This window comes from Paenibacillus sp. YAE3 (assembly GCF_057546105.1).
In genome coordinates this window covers 238287-252416 of sequence record NZ_BAAIYF010000002.1, presented here as the reverse complement: position 1 = coordinate 252416, position 14130 = coordinate 238287, and the positions used below count along the sequence as shown (strand labels likewise).

13 protein-coding genes are annotated in these 14130 nt (G+C 54.4%); 12 read left to right on the top strand and 1 reads right to left on the bottom strand.

From position 1 onward, the window contains the following. The first annotated feature begins 120 nt into the window (after positions 1–120). Positions 121–534: a FixH family protein gene (locus AC27KL_RS04000; protein ID WP_036711916.1), complete on the top strand. Its 414-nt coding sequence runs from the start codon at positions 121–123 to the stop codon at positions 532–534. 105 nt (positions 535–639) lie between these two features. On the opposite strand, the gene AC27KL_RS03995 is transcribed toward AC27KL_RS04000, so the two are convergent. After that, positions 640–1182, bottom strand: a complete 543-nt coding sequence (locus AC27KL_RS03995) for a 1,2-dihydroxy-3-keto-5-methylthiopentene dioxygenase (RefSeq protein ID WP_339324504.1) — start codon at positions 1180–1182, stop codon at positions 640–642. Positions 1183–1351: 169 nt separating this feature from the next. On the opposite strand from AC27KL_RS03995, the gene metH reads away from it, so the two are divergent. The 11 genes from metH (at position 1352) to AC27KL_RS03940 (ending at position 14119) form a co-directional block, all read left to right on the top strand. Further along, positions 1352–4795, top strand: coding sequence for a methionine synthase (gene metH, locus AC27KL_RS03990; RefSeq protein ID WP_339324505.1), 3444 nt, complete (start codon positions 1352–1354; stop codon positions 4793–4795). Between the two features lie 161 nt (positions 4796–4956). Then, positions 4957–5886, top strand: coding sequence for a ribonuclease Z (gene rnz, locus AC27KL_RS03985; RefSeq protein ID WP_487168930.1), 930 nt, complete (start codon positions 4957–4959; stop codon positions 5884–5886). A gap of 316 nt (positions 5887–6202) precedes the next feature. Continuing rightward, positions 6203–7018, top strand: a complete 816-nt coding sequence (locus tag AC27KL_RS03980) for a TIGR01457 family HAD-type hydrolase (RefSeq protein ID WP_487168929.1) — start codon at positions 6203–6205, stop codon at positions 7016–7018. 53 nt (positions 7019–7071) lie between these two features. Then, positions 7072–7887, top strand: a complete 816-nt coding sequence (locus AC27KL_RS03975; protein WP_487168928.1) for an Fpg/Nei family DNA glycosylase — start codon at positions 7072–7074, stop codon at positions 7885–7887. After that, on the top strand, positions 7877–8737 hold the full coding sequence (locus AC27KL_RS03970) for a deoxyribonuclease IV (protein WP_487168927.1): 861 nt from the start codon (positions 7877–7879) through the stop codon (positions 8735–8737). The genes AC27KL_RS03975 and AC27KL_RS03970 overlap by 11 nt, the downstream gene beginning before the upstream one ends. Before the next feature lie 40 nt (positions 8738–8777). Further along, the gene (locus tag AC27KL_RS03965; protein WP_487168926.1) at positions 8778–9119 is read left to right on the top strand and encodes a cyclic-phosphate processing receiver domain-containing protein; all 342 of its coding nucleotides are present in this window, start codon (positions 8778–8780) and stop codon (positions 9117–9119) included. Then, positions 9116–9436 carry a thioredoxin family protein gene (locus AC27KL_RS03960; RefSeq protein ID WP_212948487.1) on the top strand — a complete coding sequence of 107 codons (321 nt, stop codon included), beginning with the start codon at positions 9116–9118 and terminating at the stop codon, positions 9434–9436. The genes AC27KL_RS03965 and AC27KL_RS03960 overlap by 4 nt, the downstream gene beginning before the upstream one ends. Continuing rightward, positions 9433–10206: an ABC transporter ATP-binding protein gene (locus AC27KL_RS03955; protein WP_487168925.1), complete on the top strand. Its 774-nt coding sequence runs from the start codon at positions 9433–9435 to the stop codon at positions 10204–10206. Before AC27KL_RS03960 ends, AC27KL_RS03955 begins: the two co-directional genes overlap by 4 nt. A gap of 6 nt (positions 10207–10212) precedes the next feature. Then, positions 10213–11271, top strand: a complete 1059-nt coding sequence (locus AC27KL_RS03950) for a 23S rRNA (cytidine(2498)-2'-O)-methyltransferase RlmM (RefSeq protein ID WP_487168924.1) — start codon at positions 10213–10215, stop codon at positions 11269–11271. Between the two features lie 205 nt (positions 11272–11476). Beyond that, positions 11477–12958: a serine/threonine protein kinase gene (locus tag AC27KL_RS03945; RefSeq protein WP_487168923.1), complete on the top strand. Its 1482-nt coding sequence runs from the start codon at positions 11477–11479 to the stop codon at positions 12956–12958. A 33-nt stretch (positions 12959–12991) separates the two neighbouring features. Next, positions 12992–14119, top strand: a complete 1128-nt coding sequence (locus AC27KL_RS03940) for an SAF domain-containing protein (protein ID WP_487168922.1) — start codon at positions 12992–12994, stop codon at positions 14117–14119. Positions 14120–14130 lie beyond the last annotated feature (11 nt).

The following is a 14130-nucleotide window of genomic DNA, read 5'->3' as shown; positions in this document are numbered from 1 at the left end:
ATATTGTCATCAATTTGTGATCACCCCGCCGTTTTGGAAGCCTGAAAAGCATGTATAATAAATGAAGTGCGGTCAAAAAGCCTACATATCTGCAGATTGACGTAAGGGAGTGGCAGGAATTTGAAAAAGAAATATGTTTTCATAGGCATCATCTTGCTTGTCGTTTTTGCTTTGGCAGGCTGCGGAGGCAGCGGCGGACATGACGGCATGAACATGGATGAAGGCATGATGGAACCGTTAAAAGTCGATTTAACTTTGAATCCGGAGCAGGCAAAAGTCGGGGAAAAGGTTTCGATTGAAGTGTTGGTTACGCAGAAGGATCAAAAAGTCGATAAAGCGGATGAAGTCGAAATCGAAATCATAAAAGACGGCGACAGCAGCGTGCACGAGAAAGTGCCTGCCGAAAATGCGGGAGACGGAAAATACGTGCTCGAAAAAACGTTCGACGGCGCGGGAACCTATAAAATCACCTCTCATGTCACCTACGGACCGCAGCATACGATGCCGACCAAAAGTTTGACCGTAAGCGAGTAACGGAAGTAAGAAAGTAAAAACGAACCCCGTCCCTTGGACAACAAGGAGCGGGGTTCGTTGCATGTATATCATGAACGGGAGGAAGGCCTGACTTCCAATCTCCGTTTAGGCTTTTTGGAAACTCGGATCTTCGACGGGGTAAGCGACCCAGCCGTTTTTTTCGATGAAGAGACGTACGGCGATGATTTGGCGGTTATCCATCAGCGTAAAGAAATGGTTGGTGTTTTCAGGAACGGAAATGACGTCGCCGGCTTCGAGTTCCACGTTAAAATATCCGATATCGTCGCTGCCTTTGATGACGAAGATGCCTTTGCCCCCGACGATGGCGCGGATTTCATCCTCCGTATGGGTATGTACCTCTTCGAATTTGTTGAGCAGATCCTCCAGATTCGGCGTCGCGTCCGACAGCGTGATCACGTCCCAGATCTGGTAACCGCGGCGTGCCGCCAAATCGCGGATTTCTTCGTCGTACACCTTCAAAATTTCGTTTTTTTGCTCGTCGGTTAATTGAAAATTATTACGAAGCTCGGCGGGCATCTTGGAAGCGTCCCATTTCTCGAACAATACGTTTTGTTTGTTTAAGAATTCACGAACATTATCGTCACCGGTGATTCTTTCATTCGTATTACGAATTACGATTTCAGCCATTGCCTTTCCCCTCTTTTCCACTTGGTTTAATTTATATTATAACGAAGCCGCCATTTTTTGTCGATGCGTTTCTTCCGTTCCAGCCGTCGCCGTACCGCCGTTTTGGCACTTTTCTAAATATAGGTATTCTGCTAAACTAAGATTTAACGTTTCGCGAGGGGGAAAATACATGAACAGACCTAGCTTGCAGGAAATCATGAAAGACCGAATATTAATACTCGACGGTGCCATGGGCACGATGATCCAGCAGGTCCAGCTCGGTCCCCAGGATTTTGGAGGAGAAGAACTCGAAGGCTGTAACGAGATGCTTGTGCTGACGCGTCCGGACGTCATCGAAGAGATCCATGAAAAATATCTGGAAGCAGGGGCCGATTTAATCGAAACCAATACCTTCGGCGCAACGTCCGTTGTGCTGGCGGAATACGATATACCGGAGAAAGCAAGTGAAATCAATGTAAAAGCGGCGGAAATCGCCCGCCGGGCGGCGGATAAATTCAGCACGCCGGACAAGCCCAGATACGTGGTCGGAGCCATGGGACCGACGACCAAAACATTGTCGGTAACGGGCGGCGTGACGTTCGACGAGCTGGTCGCCAGCTACAAAGAGCAGGCGCTGGCTTTAATCGAGGGCCGCGTTGACGCGCTGCTTCTTGAAACGAGCCAGGATACGCTGAACGTGAAAGCTGGAAGCATCGGTATCCGCCAAGCGTTTGAAAGCAGCGGCACGACGCTGCCGGTGATGATTTCAGGCACGATCGAACCGATGGGCACGACGCTGGCGGGGCAGAACATCGAAGCCTTTTATATTTCGCTTGAACATTTAAACCCGATATCCGTCGGGCTTAACTGTGCCACAGGCCCGGAATTTATGCGGGATCATATCCGCTCTTTGTCCTCCATGGCCAAAACGGCGATCAGCTGCTATCCGAACGCCGGGCTGCCGGACGAAAACGGGAACTATCATGAATCCCCGGATTCTTTGGCGCGCAAAATGGAAGACTTCGCGAAAAACGGCTGGTTAAACATCGCCGGCGGATGCTGCGGCACGACGCCGGAGCATATCCGCGCCATGTCCGAAGCGATGGGCAAGTACGAGCCGCGGCCGCTTGCGGGGACCCATGCCCCAGCGATTTCCGGCATCGAACCGGTCTACATCGAACAGGATAACCGCCCTTACATGGTAGGGGAAAGAACCAACGTACTCGGCTCGCGCAAATTCAAGCGGCTGATCGTCGAGGGCAAGTTCGAAGAAGCGTCGGAAATCGCCCGCGCCCAAGTGAAAAACGGGGCGCATGTCATCGATGTATGCGTGCAGGACCCGGACCGCGACGAAGCGATCGACATGAAAAAATTCCTGGAGCTGGTCGTGAAGAAAGTCAAAGTGCCGCTGATGATCGATACGACCGATGCCGAGGTCATTGACCTTGCCTTGAAATATTCGCAGGGCAAATCGATCATTAACTCCATTAACCTTGAAGATGGTGAAGAAAAATTCGAAAAGGTGACGCCGCTGATCCATAAATACGGCGCGGCCGTCGTCGTCGGCACCATTGACGAAAGCGGACAAGCGATACATCGCGACGACAAGCTTAAAGTGGCCCAAAGATCCTATGATCTTCTCGTGAATAAATACAAGCTTGCCCCGGAGGACATCATTTTCGATACGCTTGTCTTTCCGGTCGGCACGGGGGACGAGCAATATATCGGCTCTGCCAGGGAAACGATCGAAGGCATCCGTTTGATCAAACAAGCCATGCCGGAATGCCATACCATCCTCGGCATCAGCAACGTATCCTTCGGCCTGCCCGAAGCCGGGCGCGAGGTGCTGAATTCGGTATTTCTGTACGAGTGCACGAAAGCGGGACTTGATTACGCGATCGTCAATACCGAAAAGCTGGAGCGCTACGCTTCGATTCCGGAGGAGGAGCGCAAGCTGGCGGAGGCGTTGATTTACGACACGAATGACGAGACGCTTGCCGCGTTTGTCGCCGCATTCCGGAACAAAAAGGTCGAGAAAAAAGAAAAACTGTCCAACCTGACGTTGGAAGAGAGGCTTGCTTCTTACGTGGTGGAAGGCTCCAAGGAAGGGCTGATCCCGGATCTGGATGCCGCATTGCAAAAATACGGCGCGCTGGAAATCATCAACGGGCCTTTGATGGACGGCATGGCGGAAGTCGGAAGGCTGTTCAACAACAATGAACTGATCGTCGCGGAAGTGCTGCAAAGCGCGGAAGTCATGAAAGCGTCCGTGTCGTACCTGGAACAATTCATGGAAAAAAACGAAACCTCGGTCAAAGGCAAAATGCTGCTCGCCACCGTCAAAGGCGATGTGCATGACATCGGGAAAAATCTGGTGGAAATCATCCTTTCCAATAACGGTTACGAGATCGTCAATCTGGGCATAAAAGTAGCACCGGAAACCATTATCGAGGCTTACCGCAGGGAAAAGGCCGATTTGATCGGTTTGTCCGGCCTGCTGGTCAAGTCGGCACAGCAAATGGTCGTTACCGCGCAAGACTTGAGAAATGCGGGCGTAGACGTTCCGATTATGGTCGGCGGTGCCGCGTTGACGCGGAAATTCACAAAAACGCGGATCCGTCCGGAATACAACGGGCTTGTCGTGTATGCCAAGGATGCGATGGACGGGCTCGATCTGGCCAACAAGCTGATGGATCCGGTACAGCGCGAAGCGATGCGGGCGGAAATGGAGGCCGAGCTGGAAGCGCTCAAGGCCGAAACGGAGAAGCCGCAGGTTTTGCCGGAGATTACGCGAGCGGCAAAGTCCAGCGTATCGACCGATGTTCCGGTGTTTATCCCGCCGGATTTGGAGCGTCACATCATCCGGAATTATCCGATTACCCATATCGTGCCGTACATGAACATGCAGATGCTTTTGGGACATCATTTGGGACTGCGCGGCCAGGTGGAACAGCTTTTGGCCGAAGGCAACGAAAAGGCCGTGGAATTGAAAGCGACCGTCGACAGCCTGCTGGAAGAGGCAGCCTCCGAGGGGATCATTCAGGCGCATGCGATGTACCGCTTTTTCCCTGCGCAATCCCGGGGCAACGATATCGTCATTTACGACCCCGAAGACATGTCCAAAGTGCTGCATACGTTCACTTTTCCGCGCCAAAACGTGCCGCCGTTCCTTTGCCTTGCGGATTTCCTGAAATCCCAAGACAGCGGGCAGATGGACTATGTCGGATTTTTGGTGGTCACGGCCGGCCAAGGCATATCGAAGCTGTCGTCGGAATGGAAGGACAAAGGGGACTATCTGCGCTCCCATGCCCTGCAGTCGGTGGCGCTCGAAACCGCCGAAGCGCTTGCCGAACGCGTGCACCACATCATGCGCGACTCTTGGGGATTCCCGGACCCGGCGGATATGACGATGAAGCAGCGCCACGGGGCGCGTTATCAAGGCATCCGTGTTTCGTTCGGTTATCCCGCCTGCCCGGATCTCGAGGATCAGGGGCCGCTGTTCAAGCTGATGAAGCCGGAAGATATCGGCGTGCATCTGACGGAAGGGTTCATGATGGAGCCGGAGGCGTCGGTATCGGCGATGGTGTTTGCGCATCCGGAAGCGCGTTACTTTAATGTCGACAAGGCAAAATGATATACTCATCCTAACGGATGATGCGAGCGAAAAAATCCTCCTTTTCGGGAGGTTTTTTTGCCGCCATGCCAAGCTTTGCAAGCTTGTTTCGCTGAAGCGGCCGTTTGCTTGTCAAGGGCGGCCGCTTTTTTGCTGACATTACAGAAAGAAGGTTGCTTGTTATGGAACTTGAATTTTTGGGGACCAATGCGGGAGTACCCTCGCTGCAGCGGAACGTAACGTCGATGGCATTGCGCATGTTCGAGGAGCGCCGCTCGTTTTGGCTGTTCGATTGCGGGGAGGCGACGCAGCATCAGATCCTGCGATCTTCGTTAAAGCTCAGCAAATTGGAGAAAATTTTCATCACGCATTTGCATGGTGACCATATTTTCGGCCTTCCGGGATTGCTGTCCAGCCGGGCTTATCAAGGCGGCACGACGAAATTGCACGTGTACGGCCCGCCGGGCATCAAACAGTATATCGACGTCAGCCTGACGCTCAGCCAATCCCGGATCGAATATGAGCTTGAGGTCGTTGAACATACCGGGGGAACGGTCTACGAAGACGAGGACATCGTCGTCGAATCGCTGCTGCTCGATCACCGGATCGACAGTTACGGATACCGCATCACCGAAAAAGACAAACCGGGGAGCCTCGATTTGCAGCGGCTTGCCGAATACGGGTTAAAACCCGGACCAGCATACGGGCGGTTGAAAAGAGGGGAGAGCATCGACCTGGGAAATGGAACGACGCTGCATCCCGGAGAAGTGCTGGGAGCTCCGAAAAAAGGGCGGGTCGTCACGATTTTGGGAGATACCCGTCCTTGCGGCAACGTTTTGAAGCTCGCCCGCGATGCGGATTTGCTCGTGCACGAAGCGACGTTCATGGACGATTTGAAAGAATCGGCGCACAATTACCATCACAGCACGTCCGTTCAGGCAGCGGAGGCTGCGGCCGCCGCCGGGGCCAAAGAACTGATTTTGACCCATTTCAGCTCGCGGTATAAGGACATGGAACATTTAAAGCCGCTGCTCGAAGAAGCGCAGTCGGTGTTTCCCAAAACGCTGCTTGCCGAAGAGCTGATGTTGTTCCCCGTGCACAGACATGAATGAAGCAAGGACGCGATTTCCGGTTTCCAGAAAGGCTCCGTACGGAGCTCTTTTCTTTTTGGAATTGCCCGGGGAAATGGATTATTTTCCGGGAAAGCGCAGGAAATGACATAAGGCACCAGCACAAGCCATCAAAGAGGCGGACCATGAGCCGTTCTTTGGCGAACCTCATAGAAAAAATGTCTAATGCGTCGCGGCGTGGGAGGCTGCGGCCCTGATAAGTTGCGGCATTCCTCCAATTTTTTTAAAATAGAACTGTCGAAGCGAAGAAATGCCATCTTCGATTGCCCAGGTTTACACAAGAAAAGAGGAAGCTGACATGCCCCAAAACAAAAAGACCAAAGGTCTGTTGATAGATCTTGACGGAACGCTTTACCACGGCAAACATCGGATTCCCGGCGCGGATGAACTCATCCGGTCGTTAAAACAACGCCGAATCCCTTATATGTTCGTGACGAACAACTCGTCCCGTACGGCGGAAGGCGTAGCGAAGCATCTGAATGAGATGGGAATCGAAGCAAGGCCGGAAGAAGTGTGCACTTCGTCGCTTGCCGCGGCCGAATACATCGCCGGAGAATCTCCGGGAGCTTCCGTGGCTATGCTAGGAGAAGAAGGACTCCGCCAGGCGTTGTCCGATGCCGGATTACATATCGTAGACGAGAATCCGCAATATGTGGTGCAAGGAATCGACCGTTCTTTTACATACGAAAGTTTGGCCAAAGCCGTGCAGTGGATTCGCGGCGGAGCAAAATACGTCCTGACCAACCCCGATCTGCTGCTCCCGTCGGATCATGGACTCGTGCCCGGAGCAGGCTCGCTATCCGCGTCGATACAGGCCGCATCCGGAACCGAGCCGATCGTCATCGGCAAACCGGCGGGGCATTTGATGAGCTTTGCAACGGACAGGCTCGGGATCTCGCCTGCGGATGCGACGGTGGTGGGCGATAATTTGCGTACCGACATTGCCGCCGGGGCGGCTGCCGGATGCGAAACGATTTTGGTTTTGACGGGACTGACGACGGAGGAAAACATGGAGGCTCTGATCGAGGGAGCCGGCGTCCGTCCGGATGTGGTTTGCAAAGACCTTTATGAATTAATGCAACGGATTTGCCCGGATGAAACGGACGGTTACTAAATTTTTGAAATGATCATGTCATCTATGCTGCAAACGAAAGGATCGATGAACGAATGCCGGAACTGCCGGAGATGGAGAATTACCGAAGACTGCTTTCGGAACATATAATCAACCTGCCAATTACCCGAGTGGTAATCCATCGGGAAAAATCGCTGAACGTCCCGGCCGAACAATTTATCGGAGAGGTAACGGGACTGCGCGTCATTTTCGTGGAACGAAGGGGCAAATTCCTTGTGTTCCATATGAACAACGGGCGGCGTTTGCTGCTGCACCTGATGCTGGGCGGCATGCTGTATTACGGGACGGAGGAAGACCGCCCGGACCGGAATACCCAAGTGGAAATTTCTTTCGGGGCGAATACGCTTTATTTTATCGGGCTTCGCCTTGGATATCTTCACTTGCTGTCCGCGAAGGAAACCGAAGAAACGCTCAAACCGCTGGGGCCGGAACTGTTGGACCGCCGGATGAACAAGGAGCGTTTTACGGAGCTGGTCAAAGGCCGCCGCGGCTCGTTGAAAAGCTTGCTCGTCAATCAGCATGCGATTGCGGGCATCGGCAACTGCTATGCGGATGAAATCGCGTTTGAGGCGGGGCTGCTGCCTTCGGCCAAACTGCAGGATTTATCCGAGGAGTCGATCGGACGCTTGTATGACGCCGCCGTCAAAGTGTTGCCCGAAGCGCTTGAACATGGGGGTTACATGGAGTCGCCCTTCATGGCCGGCGATACGTTGACCGGAGGTTATGACGAGATGTGCAAAGTGTACGACCGCGAAGGGGAAAGCTGCGTGCGCTGCGGCGGGGTCGTGAACCGAATCGAATTGACGGGGAGAAAAGCCTTTTTCTGCCCGTCCTGCCAGCATGACCGCTAATCGAATGATCGGCTGCCATGTCAGCACCCGCGGCGGTTTTGGGAGAGCCGCCAGGCGGGCCTGGGACATGGGGGCCAAATCGTTTCAATATTTTCCGAAAAATCCGCGCAGTCTTTCCATCAAGGAACTTGATGCATCCGCTGCGACGGATTGCTTTCGTTTTTGCCGGGAAAAGGGAATGCCGAGCATCGCCCATACGCCGTACCCGGTCAACATCGCCATCGGCGAGACCCGCGGCCGCGAGTTATACGAAGCTACGGTCGCTTCGCTGAAAAACGATTTGATCATTGCCGAAGCCTGCGGCTCCGTCGGGATCGTCGTCCATTTCGGCCATTTGAAAAGCAGCGACCCGTTACAGGGCTACAAAAATATAATACAATGTTTAAATGAAACGCTTGGCGGATGGCAGGGCAAGACCAAAATTTTGCTAGAAAACCAGGCGGGACAGCCCGGGGCGATGGGAATTACGCTGGAAGAGCTGGTTTACGTGAGGAACCTGGCCGAAGAGCCGGAGAAAATCGCATTTTGTTTGGATACCTGCCATGCGTTTGCATCGGGAACGTGGATTCCGGAGGAAACGGACAGATGGATGGAACGGGGGAGGGAGCTTGGCTACTGGCAAAACCTCGTCGCCGTCCACATGAACGATTCGAAATACCCTTCCGGCTCGGGAAAAGACCGCCATGCCCGGATCGGGGAGGGCCGCATCGGCGCGGATCGATTGGCGGAGCTGATTTCGAATCCGGAATTCGAGGGGTTGCCGATCGTATTGGAGACGGATCCCGGACCGGATGGAACGCACGGGGACGAAATGGAATTGCTGTACCGTCTTTTGGAAGGAAAAAGATAAGAAGCGTTGCTTGCAAGGACGGGAGAAAGGAGGGGAAGCCGTGCTGCATGTATTTTTGGATGATTACCGGCGATGTCCCGAGGGTTTTGTTCTGGCGAAAAATGCGCAGGAATGCCTTCTTTTGCTGCAGGAATGCGAGGTCGGCATATTGTCGCTGGACTACGACCTCGGACCCGGCGAGCCGTCCGGAAAAGAGGTCGTGCACGGCATGATCGCAGGGCGGCTGTTCCCGCAAGAGATTTTTTTGCATACGTCCAGCATGCGGGGGAAGAGGGAAATGTACGAGCTGCTCTACCAATCGGTGCCGGATCATGTGAAGCTTCATAACGGGCCCATGCCTCCGAACGTACTGGAACGGGCCGCCAAGGGGGAGCAGGAATGAGGCCGCTGGACGAAAAACAGCTTCTAGAGGAGCTGTGGCGCAAAGGCGAACCGTTGGCCGTGTTTCTGCACACCCCATTTTGCGGGACATGCAAAGTGGCGCGGCGGATGCTGGAAGTGGCCGAACATTTGCTGCCGGAGGGCTTATTGGCCGAAGCCGACGTCAATATGACGCCGACGGTTGTGGAGCAGTACAAAATCCGCAGCGTTCCGGCCCTGCTTTTGGCGGACAAGGAGCGGAGCGGAAAGCCGGAAATCATCTATTCCATGGGATCGGTCGGAGACTTGTTAGCTCAAATAAGGGGAGTGCTTTCATGATTACGATGCGGGATGTGTCTTTGCGGAGAGAAGAGAATCAGATTTTGGACCACGTCTCCCTGAACATTCGAAAAGGGGAAAACTGGGTTATTTTGGGGCGCAACGGCTCCGGCAAAACGACCATTTTGGAGATGCTGACGGGTTACCTTTTTCCAAGCAGCGGCCGGATCGAGGTGCTCGGCAACGTTTATGGGGAATGCGACGTGCGCGAGGTCCGCAAAGAGATCGGATATATTAGTCCGAGCTTGCTGGAAAAACTCAATATGAGCGATCCAGTGTGGGAGGTCGTGGCCACGGGCGCTTACGCGTTTTTGCGTTTCTATCAGGAAATACCCGAAGACGTGAAAGAAAAAGCACTGAAGCTGCTGGAAGAAATGAATTTGGGCAAGTTGTCCTACCATCCGCTCGGCACCCTGTCGCAAGGGGAACGGAAAAAGGTGATGCTTGCGAGAAGTTTGATGAGCGAGCCGAAGCTTCTGATCATGGACGAGCCTTGCGCCGGGCTGGATTTGTACGAACGCGAAAAAATGCTGGCGGAGGTGGAACGTCTCGGCGAACGGGACATCACCGTGGTGTACGTGACGCATCATGTGGAGGAAATTATGCCGCTTTTCAGCCACGTCGCTTTGATCCGGGACGGGAAAATCGCGGGCTCCGGCCCGAAACAAGAAGTTCTGAACGACGAAATGATAAAACAAACCTACGATATTCCGGCACGGATCGAATGGGATGGCGGCCGGCCTTGGATTAAAGTGGTTTCTGGAGGTTAATCCGTTTTGGATGATAAACAAACAACAACAAACGATGAAAAAAACACGGGAATTTCCCGGTTTATATGCACGGCCAACCACGGGTTTGCACCCTATGCCCAGGAGGAGCTGCGCCGGAGATTCGGCAAGCTGAAAAGCAGCATGCTGGTTTCCGGCGAGGTTTTTCTTGTGACCTTGTTTGAAGATGCGGATAGGGCGATCGCAAGCATCGTTGCCCACCCGCCTATTTTTTTGCGCCACATACAGCCGGTACACCTTGAACTGCGAGCGGATCAAGACAATGCATATCCCCAAATGGTTCAATTTTTGCTTCACCAAGACAAACTTCATGGGGCCGCGGTTTCACTGCAGGTAAGGAAAGCGGAGCAAAGCGCCGTATCCGGCAGCGCCGGCGAGATTCGCGAGAGCCTCCAAGAGCAATTAACGGGGTTAAACGCCGAATTTGTCGTTCGCGACGCCGACTGGGTCGTATCTGTTTTTGCAGCAGAAGAGATGCTGTACGTCGGGGTTTCCGAACCGAACGACAACCTGTCCGACTGGAGCGGGGGCGCGGTCCGCTTCCAGCGCGAGGAAGGGCAAATATCCCGGGCGAAGTTCAAGCTCCTGGAGGCCGAGCAAAGCTTCGGGATCGATTTCAAGGCGTTTCATACCGCTCTGGATATCGGGGCCGCTCCGGGCGGCTGGACCTCGTTCCTGTTGGAGCGGGGACTGCAGGTGACGGCGGTGGACCCTGCCTTGATGCACGAGTCGCTGCGAAATCATCCTGGCTTGCGTATTTTCAAGAAAAACGCCTCGGAAGTCCATTTTCAGGAAGGCGAATTCGATCTGCTGGTATGCGATATGAGCTGGAGCCCGAAACAAATGGTCAAACTGGTTACGGAACTGCTTCCAAGCCTGCGGGCAGGAGGCACGGCCGTCGTGACGGTCAAACTCATGCACAAGAAACCTATGGCGCTTGTCGACGATGTCATGTCGTCTTTCGAGGCCGCGAACATGCAGATTCAGCGAGCGAAGCAGCTGTTCCACAACCGGGACGAAATCACTTTATACATGATTAAATATTAACGGAATAAAACAAGGTGATGGGTACATGAAGATAACGAATATAAAAATAGTACTTTACACAGATATTGCCATTGCTCTATAATGATACCAAATTCACCATACGATAATTAAAGGGAAAGCATCCCTGAGCAAAGCCTTACGACTGATCGTAAGCGTCTTTGCCGGGGGGCTTTCCCTTTTTTTGTCTTGAAAGAGAGGGACACACATGATTCATCCTTCCAAGCTGCATGCCGGCCATTCGATTGGGGGGAGATACGAGATCATCCGCAAGATCGGCGAAGGCGGTATGAGCCATGTCTATCTGGCCGAGGATTTGAAGCTGCCGGGTAAACTCTGGGCCGTCAAGGAGAGCGTTTCCGACCCGGCCCGGTACAGCAGCATACGGGAAGAAGCGCAGCTTTTGATATCCCTTAGCCATGCCAGGCTGCCCCGAATCGTGGATTTTTTTCCGCCAGACGAGGACGGTTACACCTATCTGGTCATGGATTATATCCAAGGGATTACGCTGGAGAAATATTTTCGCGGATACCGCGGCCGGATTCCGATCGATTCGATTCTGCAGCTGGCGGATCAGCTGCTGGAAGTGCTGGATTACCTGCACACGCATGATCCGGTCGTCATTTTCAGGGATTTGAAGCCGTCGAACATTATGCTGACGGAGCAGCTGGAGCTGAGGCTGATCGATTTCGGCATCGCCCGCAATTACAAGCAGGCGCAGGCGCAGGACACGGTAAAGCTGGGTACGGTCGGGTTTGCCGCTCCGGAGCAGTATGGTTCAGGCCAAAGCGATGCCCGGTCCGATTTGTACGGTTTCGGGGCGTTGATGCTTTATTTGACGACGGGAGGGGCTTTCAGCGAGTGGACGGAGGACGCGGCACACAGCATACGCCAAGATTTGCCCCGTCAACTCGTTCCCGTCATACGGAAATTGCTCGAGCCCATGCCTGAAAACCGCTACGCCTCCGCCGCCGAAGTACGCGGGGTGATCGCGGCGGCTGTCCGGCAGGAAATGAAGCCGGCCCCGAAGCGGGGAAGGGACATGGCCGGGCGAAAAAGCACGCAGGTGATTGCGGTGATGGGAGCCAGCGGCGGCACGGGGACGACGCATACGGCGATCGCAATCAGCCATTTCTTGGCGAGAAGCCGCAGCAAGGTCGCGCTGGTCGAAATGAACATGAGGTCGCCGGCATTCCGAAGGATCCAACAAATCGTCGACGGGGAAAGCTCCGCCGGGCCGGGCAGCCGCAAATTCGAGGTGGAAGGCGTGGATTATTGGCGGCAGACGGCCAGAAGCGACGTGATAGCGTTATTGTCCGGCAGCTACGATTTCCTTGTGATCGATCTCGGAACATTCAGGGAGCGGGAACGGCTGGAAGAGTTTCTGCGCGCCGACTTTCCGATCATCGTCGCCTCCGGCGCGGAGTGGCGCCAGCAGGACGTGCTGGATATGGTCCACGGCTTGTCGCGATATCCCCGGCAGAAGTGGATGTATGTCCTTCCGCTGGCCGGGGAGGATGCCGTATCCCGGCTTCGCAAGCAGCTGGATTCCACGCAGGTGTTTGCGCTGCCGCTGCAAATGGATCCGTTCGATCAATGCGAAGAGACGGACAAAGTGCTGAGCCGCATTTTTCATGGGGCGGCGGCCGGAATCCAGCGGAGAAGGAGATTCCGGTTCGGTCTCAGCTGATCCGCGGTTTAATGGAGGGGGATGATCAAATTCATGTCAAAACTGAGACAGCGAACGAGGCATATGCTTTACGCCGGTTTGGCGGGAGCCTCGGCGGTGGGCATCGTGTTTGCAGCGTACGCCGCCGTTAGCGGGATTCGGCACCATGCCAAGGAAAACGAGATCAGGGAAGAGTACCGCCGGCAAATCGCCAAGTTGGAACAAGCGAGGCTGAATGAGGAGAAGCAGATGGTCCCGGCCTGGACGCTTGCGCGGGACGTTGCCGCCGGCGAGGCCGTCACGGCGAAAGACCTTGTGCGCGCCAAGCTGCCGAAAGGAACGGCGCCCGCGAATCTGCTGGAAGGCGGCACTGGCGACGAAAACAAGATTGCAAAAATCGAGCTAAAAAAGGGGACGCCCCTGACGGAGGCCATGGTTTACGAGGGCCAACCGATCCAAGCGGATCTTCGGAACAAGGAGATTCAGGCCGTCGTATTGCCATCGAATTTGCTCGAGCGCGACGTGGTCGACGTACGCATCCAATTTCCTACGGGACAGGACTACATCATTTTATCCAAAAAGAAAATCGATAAGCTGCTTAGCCCGGCCATGTGGATCCGGTTGACGGAGCAGGAGATATTGGCATTGTCCAGCGCGATGGTGGATGCTTACCTGCATGACGCGAAGCTGTACGCCGTGACTTACGTGGAGCCGGAGATGCAGGATCGGGCGATTCCGACTTATCCGGTCAACAAGGAGGTGATGAAGCTGATCGCAAGCGACCCGAACATCGTAAACAAAGCGGAACGGAAGCTGTCCGAAGCCATACGCGTTTCCCTGGAACAAGACTTGGAAAAAGCGGTGCAGCAACGGCCAAACGGCAGCTTCGCCGAATCCGAATTCGCTCCCTCAGGCTTGAGCGGAGGCATGTACTCTTCAGGCGGTTCCGCGGCATCGGATGTCTCCGGAGCATCGAACGCCGACGGCTTATGGAACGATGAAGCGGCAGGGGCGGCGAACGAACACGCGGGGAATCCCGCTCCGGGAACAACCGGCAAGAGCACGGCCCCGGATCCAAACCAAGACAGTTTTTCGCTGGGGGATGTCCAGGAGAACAAACTGCTTGAGCAAAGCCTGAATGATCGCCGGGAGGGCAGCGCGGCACCTTCGGGTCAACCTTGAGGCTGCCGGCG